Genomic DNA, 17,412 nt, shown 5'->3' with positions numbered 1-17,412 from the left:
TGCTATGAAATTCGATTATCCCGCACTTCTGGTAGATAAAGAAAAGGTTATAAATAATGTCAAAAGAATGAAGCAAAAGGCTTCTAACCTCAAAAAGGACCTTAGGCCTCATTTTAAGACTCATCAATCAGTTGAAATTGGAGATTGGATACGTGAATTAGGAGTAAATAAAATAGCAGTTTCTTCTCCCCAAATGGCAGAATATTTTGCAAGGTACGGATGGAAAGACATTTTGATCGCTTTTCCAGTCAACCTCAGGGAAATGAAGTTAATAAATGATCTAGGTAGTAGAATCAGACTGGGCATTTGTATCTCTGATATTAAAGTTTTGGATCAGTTGATGGAAGAAGCAAAATCTGAAATTGATGTATGGATAGAAACAGATATAAATTATTACAGAAGTGGAATAGATTATAAAAATAAGGATCAAGCCATTGAAGTAATAAAAAGAGTTAATGAACATCGGTATTTAAACTTTAAGGGATTAATGATCCATAAAGGAGACCTTTATATTAACGATGTTGATCAACAAGAAAAAAAGCATATTGAGGCAATAAAGATAATTAAAGAATTAAAATCAATCCTAAGACAATATAGCGAAGATATCAAAGTGTCTTATGGTGATACGCCTTCTTGTTCATCATTTGATTATTTTGAAGAGGTAGATGAATTGCGCCCTGGTAATTTCGTTTTCTATGATTTAATGCAACATACTTATGAGGCGTGCAAATTAAATGATATCGCTATTTGTCTTTCATCACCTGTTGTTGCGGTATACGAAGATTCAAGGAGAGTTATTTCATATGGAGGAGCGGTACATTTAGCTAAGGATTATCTTCCCGGAGATGAAGATTGCTATGGTAAGGTAGTAAAGATCAATGACAGTAATTGGGATGTGGATATAGTAGGAAACGTTTATAAACTTTCCCAGGAACATGGCGTCATTAGATGGGCTGAAGAACACGATTTGCCATCACCTGGAGATGTAATAGGTATATTACCAGTTCATTCATGCCATACAGCTTCAGCTATGGGGTGTTATTATGAATTTAATGGAGGTAGAATTGAGCGTTTTAATGTTTCAGATCTGGGACATTACTATAATTAATCTATATTTAGGAATAGAAATTAAATTAACTGCAATATTATTATGAATTTAAAATACTTTTATTTTTTACTATCTGTTTTCATTCTTTTTTCATGTAACAATAAAGAAGAATCAGAAGAAACAGTAAATGATCAGCTAGTGCTGAATGGTTCTGTGATGAATGTAGGTGACAGGGAAATGGTTTATCTCTATTCCAGCATAAATCCAGGAGACGGGGCCATTGATTCAGTAATGCTTGATTCCGGTAAGTTTAATTTTGTATTAGATTGGAAAGGACCGGAAGCTGTAGGTATTCAGATTGGTAAACAAAACCTTCGATTTAATCATATAATTCTAACTCCTGATACAATAGATATATTTATTGATCCCAGAAACAGGGAAAAATCAATTGAAGTAAAAGGATCCGAGATCCATAATGAGTATATAACATTTCAGGATACAAAAAATAATTATAAAGCTGAAACATACGATTCCCTGATAAGAGAGTATTATCGGGCTGATAGTATTGGTACAGAGAAAGAAAAAAATGATATTAGAAATCAGCTAACAAAAATTTATGATGAAAGAGTCGATCTTGTAAAAGATTTTATTGATGAAAATCCTGATTCATATATTTCTCCTCTTTTAATACGTACGGAATTAATGTATGGGAAAAATTACGAGCAACTAGATAGCTTAGTAAGTTTAGTAGGATCATCTCAGCAGGACACAAAGGTAATGGAGTACCTGAATGATCGTCTGGAAAAATTACAAGTTGTAAAAACAGGAAATATGGCTCCGGAAATATCACAGGAAACTCCTGAAGGTGATACACTTAATTTGTCTGATTTCAGAGGTAAGTATGTCTTGATTGATTTTTGGGCAAGCTGGTGTGGTCCTTGTAGAAAAGAAAATCCATATATGGTGAAATTATATGACCGATTTAAAGGAGAAGATTTTGAGATTTTTGGTGTTTCATTAGATCAAAATGAAAAGGCATGGGTAAGTGCCATCGAGGCAGATAATATTAACTGGGCTCACGTATCAGACCTTCAGGGCTGGGGAAATGAAGCTGCACAAAAATATGTAGTCAACTCTATACCCCATACTGTACTTATTGATCCTGATGGAAAGATCATTGCATCAGGATTACGTGGGGAAAGCTTAAATGAAAAACTTGAAGAGATATTCCGAAAAGAAATCTAATTTTTCTGATTACCTGGTCAGAGAAACATAGTCATCAATAATTTTTGAAACGAACTCATCTTTATTTCTGAATTTGAGTTCGTTTCTTTTTATTTCGAGTCTGCTCACCAAATCATCTACCATTTCCTGATATAATTTTCTGTTTACATCATTATTGTACTGATTTGTTCTTTCCTTAATTTCTTTAAGAGCAAGTACATAATCATCATTCAATGATGTTACCTGGGGGAACATAGGTTCGTAATTTGATCTATCCGATAGTTTTAAAATATCATCAAGAGAAATATTATACTTAGGAGATAATTTGATTACTGTTGTGTTGGCAGCAATATCTCCTAATCTTTGAGCATATTTAGTAGATGTAATTGATAATATTGCTATAGATCCAAGTGTTAATATAACATCAACAGGTTTTAAAGCCCATCTTAAAAAATAATCTCCCCATGAGGCTTGTTCACCAGTTATTTTCACTGCTTGAATCTTTAATATTTTTTTTCCAGGAGTTTGGCCATTAAGTATTATTTCAAAGAATAAACTGTAAAAAACCGCTTGAGGAAAAAGGAAGGCCAAAAATACTTCTTCCATATATTTTCCTATCGCAGCATTAAGAATCGCAAATTGCAGACCGAGACCAATAGAAATTATTAAGATATCAATTAAGTAGCTTATAATTCGGTATTTAGCTCCCGCCAGCTCATATCTTATGATAACATTTTGACTGGTATTAATTTCTATCGTTTGCATTTTTATGTCTAATTAGTGTATCTTCGACCCATGCGCGAATCGGAGTTTATCAGACAAAATAAAGAAAAGTGGCAGTATTTTGAAAGGTTATCGAAAACTTCAGGTTCAAATCCTGATGAATTTCACAAGCTTTATATTGAAATTACTGATGATTTGAGCTATTCCAGATCTCATTATCCAAATCGGATGATTCGGGTCTATCTTAATAATATAAGCCAGAAACTTTACCACAGCCTCAATAAGAACAAAAAAACAGGAATGAACAGATTCCTGAATTTTTGGAAATTTGATCTTCCACAAACTATGTGGAATTCGAGAAAAGAAGTTTTAGCTTCCTTTATTTTGTTCTGGATGTTTTTTATGGTTGGTGCATTTTGTGCTCATTATCAACCTGATTTTGTACAGCAAATTCTTGGTCCGGAATATGTTTCTATGACAGAAGAAAATATTGCTGCCGGAGATCCTATGGGTGTTTATAAAGATTCAAATGAACTTTCCATGTTTGTTGGGATTAGTTTTAATAACATCATGGTTATGGCCAAAACTTATCTCTTTGGGATTTTTTCTTTAATAGGTACTTTTATTATTCTTCTTTATAATGGAATAATGATTGGATCATTTCAATACTTTTTCATTGAAAAAGGATTGTTCTGGGAATCCTTTTCAACAATCTGGGTTCATGGTACCATTGAGATTTCATGTATAGTTTTAGCTGGTGCTGCTGGTTTGGTCTTAGGTAAAGGATGGATGTTTCCTGGAACTTATTCAAGGTTGCAGTCCTTTTTAATCCAGGCAAAAAGATCTACCAAAATCATTGTTGGAACTGCTCCGTTTGTTTTTATAGCAGCTTTTATCGAGAGTTTTATAACCAGGTTTGACGATACACCTATTGCCTTTAGGTTATTGTTTATTCTCGTTTGTGCAATATTGATGATAGGTTATTTTATAGTGTATCCTTGGTTTTTAAATAAAACATCACAGCTAAAGGAAGAAAAAATTGAAGTTCCTTTAACTACTAACCATGAATTTAAACTTAAAAACCAGATTAAAAGCCCAGGTCTAATTATTACTGATTCTTTTTATCTGGTAAAGACAAATTTTAAGAAATTAATAATAGCCTATTCTTTACTTGTTTTTATAATTTCTGGATTAACATGGGCAATTCTTAATATAGACCAAGTTTTAAAGAATGACTTTTTCTCTATTTATAACTATTATTATTCCAGTACCCTGGTGGCTCGCTTTGAAGAGTTAAACATAATATGGCTTCTAGTTTTTGTCCTTACAACTTCATTTATAGGCTACTACTCACAAAAATTGGTATATCGTAATTTGAATCTCAAAATCAAGCCAGTTCAGGTTTTTCTACATTGTTTAATTGCATTTTCAATAATATGTGTTCTGCTAACTTTTAACTTTCATCTTATAGCTTTTGCGGGAATAATAATTTTCCCACTTCTGATCATTCCTGTTTTCGCTTCTGCATCCGGTGATTATAGTTTTTTTGAAATGATAGGGTCAGGATTTAAAGTACTTAGATATAATTTTACATCAGTTCTATTAGTAGGACTTAGCTGGTTATTCTTTTCATATGTAATTTTATATTTAATAGATTTTCTACTTGGGGCAGAATCTTTTGTGAATTATTTAATAAGTATGCATTTTGAGCAATTTGAAAGTTATGAAATTTTTAATTCAATATATTTACTAAGTATAGACCTGTTTAAAGTTGCTATTATTTCAACCTTATTCTTTTTTTTACAATTACAGGTATTTTATTCTTATAGAGAGATAACAGAATCAAATGGCTTACGTGATAAAATTCATAGCTTAATCAGAAACGAGGGATGAGTAAAACCGGGATTTTTTATTTTTTTATTTTTTCAGCTTTAATAAGTATTACTTCTCTAAAAGCACAGGACACTCTAATTCTTGATCAGGACGATCTGGAAGAGGTGTCAAAGGGAGTCAACTATAAATTTCAAGAAAAAGAAGTTGAGAAAGACAATAATGATCAAAAGAAGAATATAAACATTGATCCTGGTACAGGAAGCTGGTTTAATAATGCCGGCCCGGTTTTTAAAGTTGCTTTGATAATTATCGGTATAGGTATCATTTTATCATTATTGATTTGGCTTGTCAGTAATAGTGGTAAATCTAATGTTAAAAATGATCGGGCAGTTACCATTTTATCTGATGAAGAAATCACTGAAAAAACAATGACACTTGATTTTGATCAGTTGATCAAACAAGCAGAGGATGAAGGTAATTATGCTTATTCTTTAAGATTATTATATCAATGGGTTATTAGAATTCTTGCTGAGAATGAATATATAATTTGGAAAAAAGATAAAACAAATCACCAGTTTTTAAATGAAATTAAGGATCAGGAAATAAAATCAGATTTTAGGAAGATAACATTGATTTTTGAGAAATACTGGTATGGAGAATACCCGATAGATGTAAATAAATACATCCATGAAAAAGGAAAGTTCAACAACCTGCTAAAAGAATTAAATGAGAGACAACCTGGTTAATATAATCATAGCGGTATTTTTAGGTATAGTAGCTCTGCTTTTTGTAATGAATGCTCTTTCCAATACACATCACTGGACAGAAAGCTATTACTGGGAAGGTGAAAATCCCTATGACCTTAAAATTTATAAAGAATGGCTGGAAACGATTAATGAAAAGTCAGTTGAATATGTCGATGTCAGAAATGCAGACCGTGCCTTTGACAGTACTTCGGCATACGTTATTATCGGTAATCATATCGCAGAAAGTAATAAACAACTTCCAAAGTTCTTTAGTGCAGTTAATAAAGGAGCTACCGCTTTAATCGCGACTTATTCCAATCCATCTGACATCCTTGATTCACTCGAAGCAGAAATGGGGTATGAATTATATTATTTCAGCAATGAGAGGTTATCCCGGTATACGGTAAGTAACGAGAGTTATTCGGAGATATTTGTTAAGTATGATAAATTTGGGGACCCGGTTTTATCCAATGAAGTAAGAATTTTACAAGATTATAATGTTGATTATTTATCTCCATTATTATATGTTGATGAAGGGCCAATTGCTTTTAAGATTCCTTATGGAAAAGGTAAATTCATTTTTATTAACACTCCTATAGCATTTTCGAACTACTATTTGGCGAATAAGAAATTTCAAACTGCAAAATTCCTCACTAATGAACTGGCAGGTGAAAAAATATATTTAGACAGATATTTCACCAATCTTTATAAAAATGAGGAATTTATAGATACAGATCAAAACAGTTCTAACCCTTTGAGTTTCGTTCTTTCAAATAAGCATTTGTCAACTGCCTGGTATGTTTTTCTCGCCACAGCGATAATATATCTTTTCTATGTTTCCAAAAGAAAACAACGAGTGATTCCCGTTATTCCGGATAAAGAGAACAGGACTCTAAATCACGTTAAACTTGTAGGGGAACTATATTTTCAGAAAGCTGATTCTTATGTGATCTTTCAAAAACTATATAAAGTGTTTTATGAACATATCAGGTCGCGCTATAATCTGAATACTTCAAAGATCGATGATGATTTTATAAAGAAACTTACTATGAAATCCGGGGTTGATAGTACGTTAATTGAATCCATTTTTCAGAAAATTGAAAATTTGAATTACAAAAAATCGGTAACAGATAACGAATTAATAGACATATATAATTTAATACAAACTTTCTATAAAAAGGAACTGTAGAATATGGAAGAGAATAGAATTGAAGAAAACGAGCCGTTGTCGAGCTCAAGTGAAATTGAAAATAGCAACGAAGAAAAGTATATACACCTGAGTGACAAAGTTCAATTGCTAAAAAATGAAATTGGCAAACTAGTCGTCGGACAGGAAGAACTAGTAGAACTATATGTGATCGCACTATTTAGTGGTGGACATTTGTTGTTGGAAGGATTTCCTGGTATTGCTAAAACTATGAGTGCCAAGCTTCTATCTAAGGCTATTGATGCAGAATTTAGTAGGATACAATTCACACCTGACTTGATGCCTTCTGATGTTTTAGGGACCTCTATTTTCAATATGGGTAAATCAGAATTTGAATTTAAAAAAGGGCCGTTGTTTTCTCAGGTAGTACTTATCGATGAAATTAACAGGGCTCCAGCAAAAACCCAGGCGGCGCTTTTTGAGGTGATGGAAGAGAGACAGATCACGGTAGATGGAATGACTTATAAGATGGAATTTCCTTTTATGGTTCTTGCTACTCAAAATCCTATTGAACAGGAAGGAACTTATAAGTTGCCAGAAGCTCAATTAGACAGGTTTCTTTTTAAGGTTAATATGACCTATCCAAACCTTGAAGATGAGATAACTATACTCAATAAATTCAAGGATGATTTTAATAAAGAAAGTAAAACCGAAATAAATACTATACTTGAGAAATCTGATATAACTGAATTTCAAAAGCTGGTAGAAGAAGTTCATATTAAAGATCAGTTGATTAATTATATCGCTTCTATAGTTTATAATACCAGAAATCATCATGATTTGTATTTGGGGGCTTCTCCAAGGGCTTCTTTATCAATATTAAAGTCTTCTAAAGCTACAGCTGCTTTAAAAGGTAGAAGTTTTGTTATTCCTGAGGATATAATGTATGTCGCTCCTTTTGTTTTAAATCACAGAGTGGTATTGACTCCTGAAAAAGAACTCGAAGGTGTAGATAGCAAAGAAGTAATTAAAAATATTGTCGAAGAAATAGAGGTGCCAAGGTAATGTTCCTTAAAAAACTATTTATCAACTCTCCTTTTTACCTGATTCTTTTGGGGATCACAGGAGTGTTCTTTCTATCATTCTTTTTCCCGGTTTTATATATTGGGGGTTTCGTAATGTTAGGACTACTACTCCTTATCTCTTCTATAGATATAATTCTGCTTTTTAAAAGGTATCAAGATCAGTATTTTTCAGCTAGAAGATCGCATGCAAAAGTTCTGTCTCTCGGGAATGATAATAAGGTTAGAATACATCTTTCTAAGACCATTGAACGAAAATTGAATGGCTATTTTATTGATGAGGTACCAATTAAATGTCAGGAGCGTAATCTCAGGTTTAATTATGATTTTGGGGGGCTGGATCATCTCACAAAAACATATAGTTTACATATAGTAGAAAGAGGGAAATATGAGTTTGGCGATTTAAGGCTTTTTGTAAATAGTCCACTAAAATTATTTACCAAGAGGATTACTCTCCCACTTTCAGAAACAGTTCCTGCCTACCCTTCTGTAATCGATCTTAAAAAATATAACCTGCATTCCATTCAATCTCTTCAAATGTTTGAAGGAATAAAAAGAATAAGAAGAATTGGGCAAAGTACAGAATTTGAGCAAATAAAAGATTATGTACAAGGAGATGAAATTAAAAAGATCAATTGGAAGGCTACAGGTCGAACTGGCAAGCTTAAGGTAAATCATTACGAAGAAGAGAAGTCTCAGCAGATTTACTCAATTATTGACAGATCCAGGGCGATGTATATGCCATTTAATAAAATGTCTTTGACAGATTATGCTGTAAATGCATCCTTAATTCTTTCAAATGCTGCAATTCAAAAAAACGATAAGGCAGGTTTGGTCACTTTTTCAGCTCACCAGGGAGCTATTATTAAAGCTGATAAAAATTCTATTCAGCTTAGAAGGATTAATGAAGTGCTTTATTCTTTAGAACAAGACACTACTGAAGCAGATTTTGAGTTATTATATCAAAATATCAGAAAAGTAATTAAGCATCGAAGCATGTTGATGCTTTACACCAATTTCGAAAGTAAATACACCATAGAGAGAGTTCTGCCAGTGCTTCGAAAACTATCAAAGTTACATTTGTTGATAGTAGTAATTTTTGAAAATGAGGAAACAACAAATTTTGCAACTGAAGATGCTCACAACCTTCGGGAAATTTATTATAAGGTAGTTGCTGGTGAATTAGCAATGGAAAAAAAGCTTATGATCAAAGAACTTCAGCATCTTGGAATTCAAACAATTTACACACGTCCACAAGACCTGAGCATCAATACTTTAAATAAATACTTGGAATTGAAAGCAAAAGGTTTGATCTAAACAAATAAAAATAAAGGCTTTTTTAAATAGCATATAATGTTCCTGTTTCTTATTTTCGGGACAATTTTTTCAGGAAAAAAACTTAAAACCTAAACTGATGCAAGAATTAAATTCTTATTTAGAATCGATTAATAGCTTTGTTGGAGAGGCCGATTGGTTTTTATTTTTACTGCTTGGTACAGGCTTGTTTTTCACAATTTATTTAGGCTTTCCACAGATACGATATTTCAGACATGCAATAAATGTTGTTCTTGGAAAATACGATAAAAAAGGTGAAGCAGGAGATGCTTCTCACTTTCAGGCATTAACAACTGCCTTATCCGGAACTGTCGGTACAGGTAATATTGGTGGTGTAGCACTTGCATTACATATTGGTGGACCTGCAGCATTATTCTGGATGCTTGTTACAGCATTTTTTGGTATGACAACAAAATTTGTTGAAGTAACACTATCGCATAAATACCGTGAAAAGACTGCAGACGGAACTATGGCCGGTGGTCCGATGTACTACATGAAACATGCGAATTTTAAGTTGTTTAACCTGAATTTTAATGGTGTAAGCAGGATTTTAGCAGTAGTATTTGCGTTAGCAACTATCCTGTCTTCATTCGGAACAGGTAACATGCCTCAAATTAATAATATCGCTACATCAGTTAAAACTACCTTTGATATTGACCCGATAATTACCGGTTCTATTCTTAGTGTATTACTCGCTTTAGTGATAATTGGAGGTATAAAAAGAATAGTTAAAGTAACAGAGAAATTAGTTCCTTCAATGGCACTAATCTATTTCCTCGGTGCTTTCAGTGTGATATTTTATAACTGGGAAAATGTTCTTCCTTCGTTAACTTCAATATTTACAAATGTGTTCAGCGGAACGGCTGTTACCGGAGGTTTCCTGGGAGCAGGTTTTAAATTTGCATTTAATAATGGAGTTGCACGTGGTCTGTTTTCAAATGAAGCTGGTCAAGGTAGTGCTCCAATTGCTCACGCCGCTGCTAGAACTGAAGAGCCTGTTTCTGAGGGTATGGTTGCTATATTAGAACCTTTTATCGATACTATTCTGATCTGTACAATTACAGGTCTTGTATTGTTGTCATCAGGAGCTTGGAAAGATAAGTTCCAGAATGATTTTGCTACTACAGATATTGAGGTTATTGCTAAAGTAATGGAAGAGAATCCTGAAAACCAGCGGGCTGTATTCAGGCACCTGGAAGAACGTGAAATGCTTCCTGATTATACCGGTGACTTAACTATTGAAAATGGAAAGTTTGTCGATGAAGTGACAATTATTCATGCCAGATCTTTTGCTGAAGAAGTCAAGGTGACTAAAGACGGTGAACTTTATAATGGAACCATACCTGCAAAAAATGGTGATGTTACTCTTCCTGATGGAGTTGTTATCTCAGGAAAATCTCTAGTACACTCAGCACCTTTAACCACAGAGGCATTCAGGCTTGGATATCTGGGAGATTGGGGTAAGTATATTGTTTCAATTGGAATGTTACTATTTGCGTTTTCTACAGCTATTTCATGGTCATATTATGGAGACCGTGCCACAACCTTCTTATTTGGAAATAAATATGTGATCATCTACCGCATATTCTATGTGATAGCCTTTTTTATTGCTGCTTTTGTTGAAGCCAAGATTATATGGACTATTGCAGGAATAACGATCGCGTTGATGACTCTTCCTAACCTTATCGGTATAGCATTACTACATAAGGAAATGAAATCGACTGTTAGTGATTATTGGGAAAAATTTAGAAATAGAGATTAACCTTATTAAACCTAAACCTATTTAAAAGTGGCCTTTGTGCCACTTTTTTTATTTTATTTGTTTTCAGGGGGTTACATTTTTCATATAAAAAGTATAAATATTTAAATAGTTGATTTATAGTGACATAGATTAACTGATGATTTTTCAAGGTGAATAAGGTATTTTTGTCGATAAAAATTGATTATTGATATTTTTTAGCTTACTTTGCCCTTCCGGAATTGTAAAATAATGATAAATAAGCGGTTACATATCAAATTTAATATATCCAAAGCCAGAGTTCTCTTTGTGGCTTTCGGATTGTTATTGCTATGTGATTTATCAATATCAGCACAACAATATGCATACATTCCAGCAGCAAATGTAACCAGGTCTAATTCGGAAGAAATAAATCAGGCAAGGGCAGATTTACAGTCTCTTTTATATCACAGAGATAAGTATGATCTTGAATTTCAGATGAAAGAAATTAAACGGATTAAAAATCTGGAGTTGACAGATGACGTTGTAATTAACCTTATAGAAACTCTTGAAGATTTAATTGAAAAAGAAAGAATAATCTTACCTGAAGAAAAAGCCGAAGCTGATAATTTTGTCTTTATAAAAAATTTCAACAAAGAATTTTCTTTGGTCATAGATAAGATCGCAAGGGCTGAAGATTATGATAAAGCCAATAAATTAATTTCTGAAGCACTATCATATTTTTCAAGTGATAATGTTACTGTATTGGTCGATTTCGCCTCTGCTGGTGAGGATCCTGTATACGAAAGACCACAAACTATTTACGAATTTCTTGAATATTGTAAGTTTGTAAAGCAAACGAATTTTACAGTTTCGAATATAAAGCTTGAAGAAAACAATAAAATAGACAGACTAATTCTTCGTAAAATTTACGAATAATCTTTCTTCTGTTTTTTTTCGTTCCAATATTTATTCTTATTTATCCTGTTTTTTTGTAGGTTTGACTTTAGAAGTTTTTATTTTTAGAAGTAAAAACTTTTTTAACGAAGGTCGTTATTTTTTTATGTCCGAAATGTTTAACTCGGATGTTTGAGACGCGAAAATTATGTAAGTCGAATGAAAAAGTTATATTTTTCAATTTTTATCGTCATCGTGCCATTTTTTGTTGCGCATGCACAGGTCGGGAACGATTTTGCTGATAAGGAAGTATTAGTTGCATCAACCAAACAGGTTAATCAATTTTTCCGGCGGTTTAATCTAGAAGAAGACTGGCAAGGTAACAGGTTACGAAAAGATGATCCATTATATCGAAATAATGAGCTAAGGAAGAAAACCATTGCTCAGTTATTTGATATGAGCAATAACAGTATCAGTAATGATATAAAAAGACAATTCATTGAGGATGTCACTAGCCCCTCATCTTCGAACTATCTTACTTTCTGGGAAGGCGAATGGTTTGCCGAAGCACATTGTAAGTTTATGTATAATGGTAAAGTAGAAGATGCCATTTTGTACATGAAACTTGAAGAAGAAAATAAGGGGATTAAATGGGTGATCAGCGACATATATTTTGAACCGTTTTTTGAGATTTTTGATAAGGATCCAAATATTCGTAAAAAGTATCTACATCCGATGAGTCACGAGTTGGATTTCATGAACCTTAAGAAAAACCTTAAAGAAAGAGAAGAACAGGATCTTGCGGATAATTCTTATAAACCACATTATCTAACAGTTTTCTTTTACGAATTAAAAAAGGGAAATCTTAAGTTTTTATATACAACACAAACCTTTTATCATTTCTTTCAGGTTGATAACTGGTATTTTAAATTAGAAGAATTTAATCGCAGTACTTATAACAGTGGTTGGTTGATAGCTGATTTATTGAAGATTTCACAGTCAGAAAAAAACCTGTTACTAAAGAATATCTATCATGACTAATAGAAATTCATTATTTATTTTTCTTTTATTAATTGCTTTGGTGTTTTCTCCTGCGAATTTGAATGCCCAAAGTAATTTATCTGTAAAAGAACAAAATGAGAATAAGCAACGTGTCGAAGGGCTTGTTTCATTTTTGGAGTATTTGTTTAATACTTTAGGAGGAGATCGGGCGACAGTTAAAGAAAAGCAGATTATTACTGATCAAAGCTACCTTAAAGTTTTTAAGAATTCAGAGGTTCAAATAGAGGATGATCTGGATGAACAGAGGAGCTCTGCGATAAACAAAGATGTCCAGGATTATTTGAAGGATATTGATTTCTTTTTCCAAAAGGTAAATTTCGAATTACAAATTAAGAATATTTCCCATATCAATTCCAAAAAGGGTATTCATACTTATAAGGTGACACTTGTAAGGAGAATGAATGGAACCAATGTTAAAGGGGAAAAAGTAAGTTCTGATAAAATCAGATACATTGAAGTCAATTTAGATGAAAATAAAGATGACCTTAAGGTTGTTAGTATGTATTCAACTGATATTTCGGAATCTGAGATTAATCAGTGGTGGTCTAAAATTCCTGATGAATGGAAAATCGTATTTCTTGATGAAGTTGGTAGTGATGCTAAACTAGATTATAGTCTGTTAAAGAGAATAGCAAATATTGATAAAATTGATATTTCTAATAATAAAAATATACAATCACTTAAGCCTCTTGAAACTCTGATAAACCTGAAAGAAATTAATCTGGCCCATACTCAGATTACTTCACTAAAAGGTATTCAGGATCTGAAATTTTTAGAGGTAGTTGATATTTCTGATACTGATGTAGCCGATATCGATGAATTAACAGGTATGGAAAACCTGAGATTGATGTTTGTTCAAAATTCTTTAGTGTCAGATTTATCTCCTTTAGAAGCTTCTAAGGACCTTCAAAAGATTTATTGTGACAATACTCCTATCAGTCCTCAGGAGGCTGCCAGGTTTAATAAGATAGTTCCTAATTGTAAGGTGATATTCGACAGAGTAAACCTTGCTGATTGGTGGGGTAATCTTTCTATTGAATGGAAAAAAATGCTTTCCAGAATCATAGGTAAAACAAAAATGGAAAGAAATGATCTTCTTAAGATCCAAAACCTTCAGGCAATAAATGTTTCTGACGATAAATCTATAACTTCTCTGGATCCTATCAAGGATTTTGAAGACCTCAAGGAGATCAAAGCTTCAAATACTGGAATTACTAATATCCAGGCATTATCAGGAATGGAAAATCTAGAAATAATAGATATAAGCTATACTCAGGTAAGCGACCTCTCTCCTATTGCAGATCTGGATAATATTTCAAAGCTGAATTTTGAAAAGACCAGAGTGAATACCTTAGATGTGGTTAAAGGATTTGATAAGCTTACTTATTTAAACTGTGAAGAAACTGATATTCCTGAATCAGAAATTGAGAAATTCATTTCTAAAAATCCTAAAATTCAGGTTATTTATAAGGCTATTCCATTTACCATTTGGTGGATTAACCTTTCTCAGGAATGGCAAGCAGCTTTTAAAGATGCTTTAAAAATGAATGAAAATGATGTGTTAACTGTTGAACAACTTCATGACCTGGTTTTTAAGAAGGAGTTAAATTTATCAAACAAGCCACAACTTGGGTCTTTGGAGCCTCTTAAAATTTTTAAAGATCTTAGGAAGCTAAATGTTAAGAACAGCAGGATTCCATCTTTGAATCCAATCAAGAATATAACAAGCCTGGAATGGATCGATGCAAGTCAGAATCCTATTTCTTCAATTGAAGAATTAGAACCTCTTCAAAATTTAAAATATTTTAATATCGAATTTACCCAGGTTGATGATGTGTCTGTAGTTTCCAATTGGCAGGATTTAAAGGAATTGAAGATCTCTGCCACTTATGTGAAGTCTTTGAAACCTGTAGGGAGAATTGTATATCTTGAAAAAGTGGAATTCTACAACACTGACATCAAGGATATTGGTCCGGTTTTAGGGCTTAATTATCTTAAAAAGCTTGTTTGCTATAACACAAAGATATCCAAAAAAGACATTGAGACATTTAAGAATCTCAACGAGGGATGCGAAGTAGTTTATTACTAGATATCTGTTATTCTAAATATATTTAAACCGGATTTTTAATCCGGTTTTTTTTATTTATTTATTTTCTCTTTACTGTAACCCTGATAGTAATAAACTGGTTAAATGGTAAGTTGATGAAATTTTGTAATTTTACATTTCAAAATTAAAAAATTGTGAAAAAACGAGTTGTCGTAGGTCTGTCAGGAGGTGTTGATTCTAGCGTAGCTGCTTTAAAATTAGTAGAAGAAGGCTATGAGGTAATAGGTATGTTCATGAAAAACTGGCATGACGAATCTGTTACGATCAGTGATGAATGCCCTTGGGTTGAAGATTCAAATGATGCCTTAATTGTAGCTCAAAAGCTTGGTATTCCCTTTCAAACAATAGATTTAAGTAAAGAATATAAAAACAGGATCGTCGATTATATGTTCGGCGAATATGAAGCAGGAAGAACTCCTAATCCTGATGTGTTATGTAACAGGGAAATAAAGTTTGATATATTCCTTAAGGCTGCTCTAAAATTAGGAGCTGATTACGTAGCGACTGGGCATTATTGCCGAAAAGAAGAATTTACTGATGAGGGAATTGTTAAATACAGGTTGTTAGCTGGTAAGGATAATAATAAGGATCAAAGTTATTTTCTTTGTCAATTGACCCAGGAACAATTGAAATATGCTTTGTTCCCTATCGGAGACATGGAAAAGCCTGAAGTAAGGAAATTAGCTTCTGAAAATGATCTGGTAACTGCAGATAAAAAGGATTCTCAGGGTCTTTGTTTTGTTGGTAAGATAAGGCTTCCTGATTTCTTACAGCAAAAATTAAAACCTAAAGAAGGCAATATTGTTGAAATACCCGATAATCATAAGCAATATCAAGAGTATAACTCTAGCCTTGACAAATTAAACGGATCTCCTACTGAAGAAATGTTAAAGTTAATGGCTACTCCTTTTGCTTATAATGAAAATGATGGACAAAAAGTCGGCGAACACCGTGGTGCTCATTATTTTACAATCGGACAACGTAAAGGAATGAATGTCGGAGGTACACCTGAACCATTATTTGTAATAGGGACTGACGTTGAATCAAATACTATATATACAGGACAGAGTTCATCACATCCTGGATTACACAGGAAAGGCTTATTCATTGAAGAAGAGGATATTCATTGGGTTAGGCCTGATCTTGCCTTAGATAATGGTCAAAGCAGGGAGTTTTTAGTTAGAATCAGGTATCGCCAGCCTTTACAGAAAGGAAAATTGTTTAAAACAGATTCTGGCTTGTTTATAATGTTTGATGAAATGCAGAAAGGGATAACTCCCGGCCAATTTGCTGCATGGTATTCAGAAGATGAACTGATTGGGTCAGGTGTGATTAATTGATGTTCATCGAATAATACATATAATCAATCGATTTTAAGCCTTTACCATGGTGACTATTTATCCTGTATCAGGGATATATAGAAAAAAGGACAATGAAAATCTTTAATTTTTTTCGAGGCAAGAGAAACAAGGAGGCAGTTGAAAGCTTTATAAAAGGGTTATTGTCTGTTGGTAAAATTGATTCTCATCTTTCTTATACAGAATTAAAATATGTCTACCAGGTAGCCAATAAATACTCATTCTCCAAAGACCGGGTAAGAGAATTAATCAGGGAAAGAAGAAGTGAAAGATTTGAATATTCAGAAAAATATAAATTCCAACACCTTAAAGGTATCGTCGCAATGATCTCCATAGATGGTAAGATCTCAATTAAAGAATTATCTTATTGTAAAAATCTTGCTTTAAAGATGGGGTATGATTCGAGGGTTGTAGATGATTTACTTGAAGAATTTAAAAAGAAAGATTCAGAATTAGTTTTGATCTAAAAATCAAGATGTTATAATTGTTCCTAAAATAGAGGAATTGATCGTGTGTAACCCCTGATATCTCATGACTTCAGGGGTTATTTTTGTCAGGTCTTTTATGTAATCAATTATTTTTGTCGCATTTTCTTCAGTTATATACTCATCTTTATCTCCATAGACAAAATGAACTTGTGTGTTGGGTTTTAGTTTCAAAGGAAATGAAATATCGTGAGCGGGGTTTCCAGCGTAAAAAATCAGATGGTCAGGTTTTAAATTTAATTCAGAAACTACCCTTGATGCAGTAGCTACTCCTTGGGAAAACCCAAAAATGATAAGTTCTTTATCATTTGGATCTATATCTCCCAACTCTTTTTTTATTATTTGATGGATATAATTAATTTGATTTTTTCTACCGTATTCACGATACTCTTTTGTAAGCCAGGATGCTCCTACTTTTCTGTATTTATTATCAAGGTAAAATAATGATAATCCTTGAGGGATGATCAGGCAGTCTGACTTTTCGTATTGTTGAAATTTCTTAGAAAAGAATTCTATATTCTGGCCATAACCATGAAAAAGAATCCATATTCGTTTAGCCTCTTTAGGTGTTTTACCTCTAACAAGATAAGGTGCTTCAAAAGAAAAGTCTACAGTTGAAAATTGATTGCTCAAGTTATATCTGATTTT

Annotated in this window: 15 protein-coding genes; 13 read left to right on the top strand and 2 right to left on the bottom strand. The window is 32.8% G+C overall.

The window, feature by feature from the left end; genetic code table 11:
- Positions 1 to 4 precede the first annotated feature (4 nt).
- Complete coding sequence (locus OO013_RS08970) at positions 5 to 1,108, top strand: alanine racemase (protein WP_266056462.1); 1,104 nt, start codon at positions 5 to 7, stop codon at positions 1,106 to 1,108.
- Positions 1,109 to 1,150: 42 nt separating this feature from the next.
- Positions 1,151 to 2,293, top strand: a complete 1,143-nt coding sequence (locus tag OO013_RS08965; RefSeq protein ID WP_266056461.1) for a TlpA disulfide reductase family protein — start codon at positions 1,151 to 1,153, stop codon at positions 2,291 to 2,293.
- Between the two features lie 9 nt (positions 2,294 to 2,302).
- On the opposite strand, the gene OO013_RS08960 is transcribed toward OO013_RS08965, so the two are convergent.
- Positions 2,303 to 3,037, bottom strand: a complete 735-nt coding sequence (locus OO013_RS08960) for an RDD family protein (RefSeq protein WP_266056460.1) — start codon at positions 3,035 to 3,037, stop codon at positions 2,303 to 2,305.
- Positions 3,038 to 3,067: 30 nt separating this feature from the next.
- On the opposite strand from OO013_RS08960, the gene OO013_RS08955 reads away from it, so the two are divergent.
- The 11 genes from OO013_RS08955 (at position 3,068) to OO013_RS08905 (ending at position 16,746) form a co-directional block, all read left to right on the top strand.
- On the top strand, positions 3,068 to 4,888 hold the full coding sequence (locus OO013_RS08955; protein WP_266056459.1) for a stage II sporulation protein M: 1,821 nt from the start codon (positions 3,068 to 3,070) through the stop codon (positions 4,886 to 4,888).
- Positions 4,885 to 5,574: a hypothetical protein gene (locus OO013_RS08950; RefSeq protein ID WP_266056458.1), complete on the top strand. Its 690-nt coding sequence runs from the start codon at positions 4,885 to 4,887 to the stop codon at positions 5,572 to 5,574. Before OO013_RS08955 ends, OO013_RS08950 begins: the two co-directional genes overlap by 4 nt.
- On the top strand, positions 5,555 to 6,763 hold the full coding sequence (locus tag OO013_RS08945; protein WP_266056457.1) for a DUF4350 domain-containing protein: 1,209 nt from the start codon (positions 5,555 to 5,557) through the stop codon (positions 6,761 to 6,763). The genes OO013_RS08950 and OO013_RS08945 overlap by 20 nt, the downstream gene beginning before the upstream one ends.
- Positions 6,764 to 6,766: 3 nt before the next feature.
- Positions 6,767 to 7,786 (top strand): AAA family ATPase, encoded by a 1,020-nt coding sequence (locus tag OO013_RS08940; RefSeq protein WP_266056456.1) that lies wholly within the window; start codon positions 6,767 to 6,769, stop codon positions 7,784 to 7,786.
- Complete coding sequence (locus OO013_RS08935) at positions 7,786 to 9,120, top strand: DUF58 domain-containing protein (protein WP_266056455.1); 1,335 nt, start codon at positions 7,786 to 7,788, stop codon at positions 9,118 to 9,120. The genes OO013_RS08940 and OO013_RS08935 overlap by 1 nt, the downstream gene beginning before the upstream one ends.
- A 97-nt stretch (positions 9,121 to 9,217) precedes the next feature.
- The gene (locus OO013_RS08930; protein ID WP_266056454.1) at positions 9,218 to 10,900 is read left to right on the top strand and encodes an alanine/glycine:cation symporter family protein; all 1,683 of its coding nucleotides are present in this window, start codon (positions 9,218 to 9,220) and stop codon (positions 10,898 to 10,900) included.
- Positions 10,901 to 11,128: 228 nt separating this feature from the next.
- Entirely contained in the window at positions 11,129 to 11,794 is a 666-nt protein-coding gene (locus tag OO013_RS08925; protein WP_266056453.1) for a hypothetical protein, read from the top strand.
- 177 nt (positions 11,795 to 11,971) lie between these two features.
- Positions 11,972 to 12,793, top strand: a complete 822-nt coding sequence (locus OO013_RS08920) for a hypothetical protein (protein ID WP_266056452.1) — start codon at positions 11,972 to 11,974, stop codon at positions 12,791 to 12,793.
- Positions 12,786 to 14,903 carry a leucine-rich repeat domain-containing protein gene (locus OO013_RS08915; RefSeq protein WP_266056451.1) on the top strand — a complete coding sequence of 706 codons (2,118 nt, stop codon included), beginning with the start codon at positions 12,786 to 12,788 and terminating at the stop codon, positions 14,901 to 14,903. Before OO013_RS08920 ends, OO013_RS08915 begins: the two co-directional genes overlap by 8 nt.
- Positions 14,904 to 15,055: 152 nt before the next feature.
- Positions 15,056 to 16,261: a tRNA 2-thiouridine(34) synthase MnmA gene (mnmA, locus tag OO013_RS08910; protein WP_266056450.1), complete on the top strand. Its 1,206-nt coding sequence runs from the start codon at positions 15,056 to 15,058 to the stop codon at positions 16,259 to 16,261.
- A gap of 92 nt (positions 16,262 to 16,353) precedes the next feature.
- Entirely contained in the window at positions 16,354 to 16,746 is a 393-nt protein-coding gene (locus tag OO013_RS08905; protein ID WP_266056449.1) for a hypothetical protein, read from the top strand.
- Positions 16,747 to 16,749: 3 nt separating this feature from the next.
- On the opposite strand, the gene OO013_RS08900 is transcribed toward OO013_RS08905, so the two are convergent.
- On the bottom strand, positions 16,750 to 17,397 hold the full coding sequence (locus OO013_RS08900) for an alpha/beta hydrolase (RefSeq protein ID WP_266056448.1): 648 nt from the start codon (positions 17,395 to 17,397) through the stop codon (positions 16,750 to 16,752).
- Positions 17,398 to 17,412: the final 15 nt, after the last annotated feature.

Origin of the sequence: Mangrovivirga halotolerans, from assembly GCF_026241165.1 — a bacterium.
Classification (GTDB): domain Bacteria; phylum Bacteroidota; class Bacteroidia; order Cytophagales; family Cyclobacteriaceae; genus Mangrovivirga; species Mangrovivirga halotolerans.
The sequence above is the reverse complement of the archived record's forward strand: the minus strand, read 5'-3'. Positions and strand labels throughout refer to the sequence as shown.

Bases quoted from the DNA above. Each gene is read 5' to 3' on its own strand.
- OO013_RS08905 (WP_266056449.1), top strand. From the start codon at position 16,354: ATGAAAATCTTTAATTTTTTTCGAGGCAAGAGAAACAAGGAGGCAGTT.
- OO013_RS08930 (WP_266056454.1), top strand. From the start codon at position 9,218: ATGCAAGAATTAAATTCTTATTTAGAATCGATTAATAGCTTTGTTGGA.
- OO013_RS08970 (WP_266056462.1), top strand. From the start codon at position 5: ATGAAATTCGATTATCCCGCACTTCTGGTAGATAAAGAAAAGGTTATA.
- OO013_RS08915 (WP_266056451.1), top strand. From the start codon at position 12,786: ATGACTAATAGAAATTCATTATTTATTTTTCTTTTATTAATTGCTTTG.
- OO013_RS08945 (WP_266056457.1), top strand. From the start codon at position 5,555: ATGAGAGACAACCTGGTTAATATAATCATAGCGGTATTTTTAGGTATA.
- OO013_RS08955 (WP_266056459.1), top strand. From the start codon at position 3,068: ATGCGCGAATCGGAGTTTATCAGACAAAATAAAGAAAAGTGGCAGTAT.
- OO013_RS08940 (WP_266056456.1), top strand. From the start codon at position 6,767: ATGGAAGAGAATAGAATTGAAGAAAACGAGCCGTTGTCGAGCTCAAGT.
- OO013_RS08935 (WP_266056455.1), top strand. From the start codon at position 7,786: ATGTTCCTTAAAAAACTATTTATCAACTCTCCTTTTTACCTGATTCTT.
- OO013_RS08960 (WP_266056460.1), bottom strand. From the start codon at position 3,037: ATGCAAACGATAGAAATTAATACCAGTCAAAATGTTATCATAAGATAT.
- OO013_RS08950 (WP_266056458.1), top strand. From the start codon at position 4,885: ATGAGTAAAACCGGGATTTTTTATTTTTTTATTTTTTCAGCTTTAATA.
- OO013_RS08965 (WP_266056461.1), top strand. From the start codon at position 1,151: ATGAATTTAAAATACTTTTATTTTTTACTATCTGTTTTCATTCTTTTT.
- OO013_RS08925 (WP_266056453.1), top strand. From the start codon at position 11,129: ATGATAAATAAGCGGTTACATATCAAATTTAATATATCCAAAGCCAGA.
- OO013_RS08920 (WP_266056452.1), top strand. From the start codon at position 11,972: ATGAAAAAGTTATATTTTTCAATTTTTATCGTCATCGTGCCATTTTTT.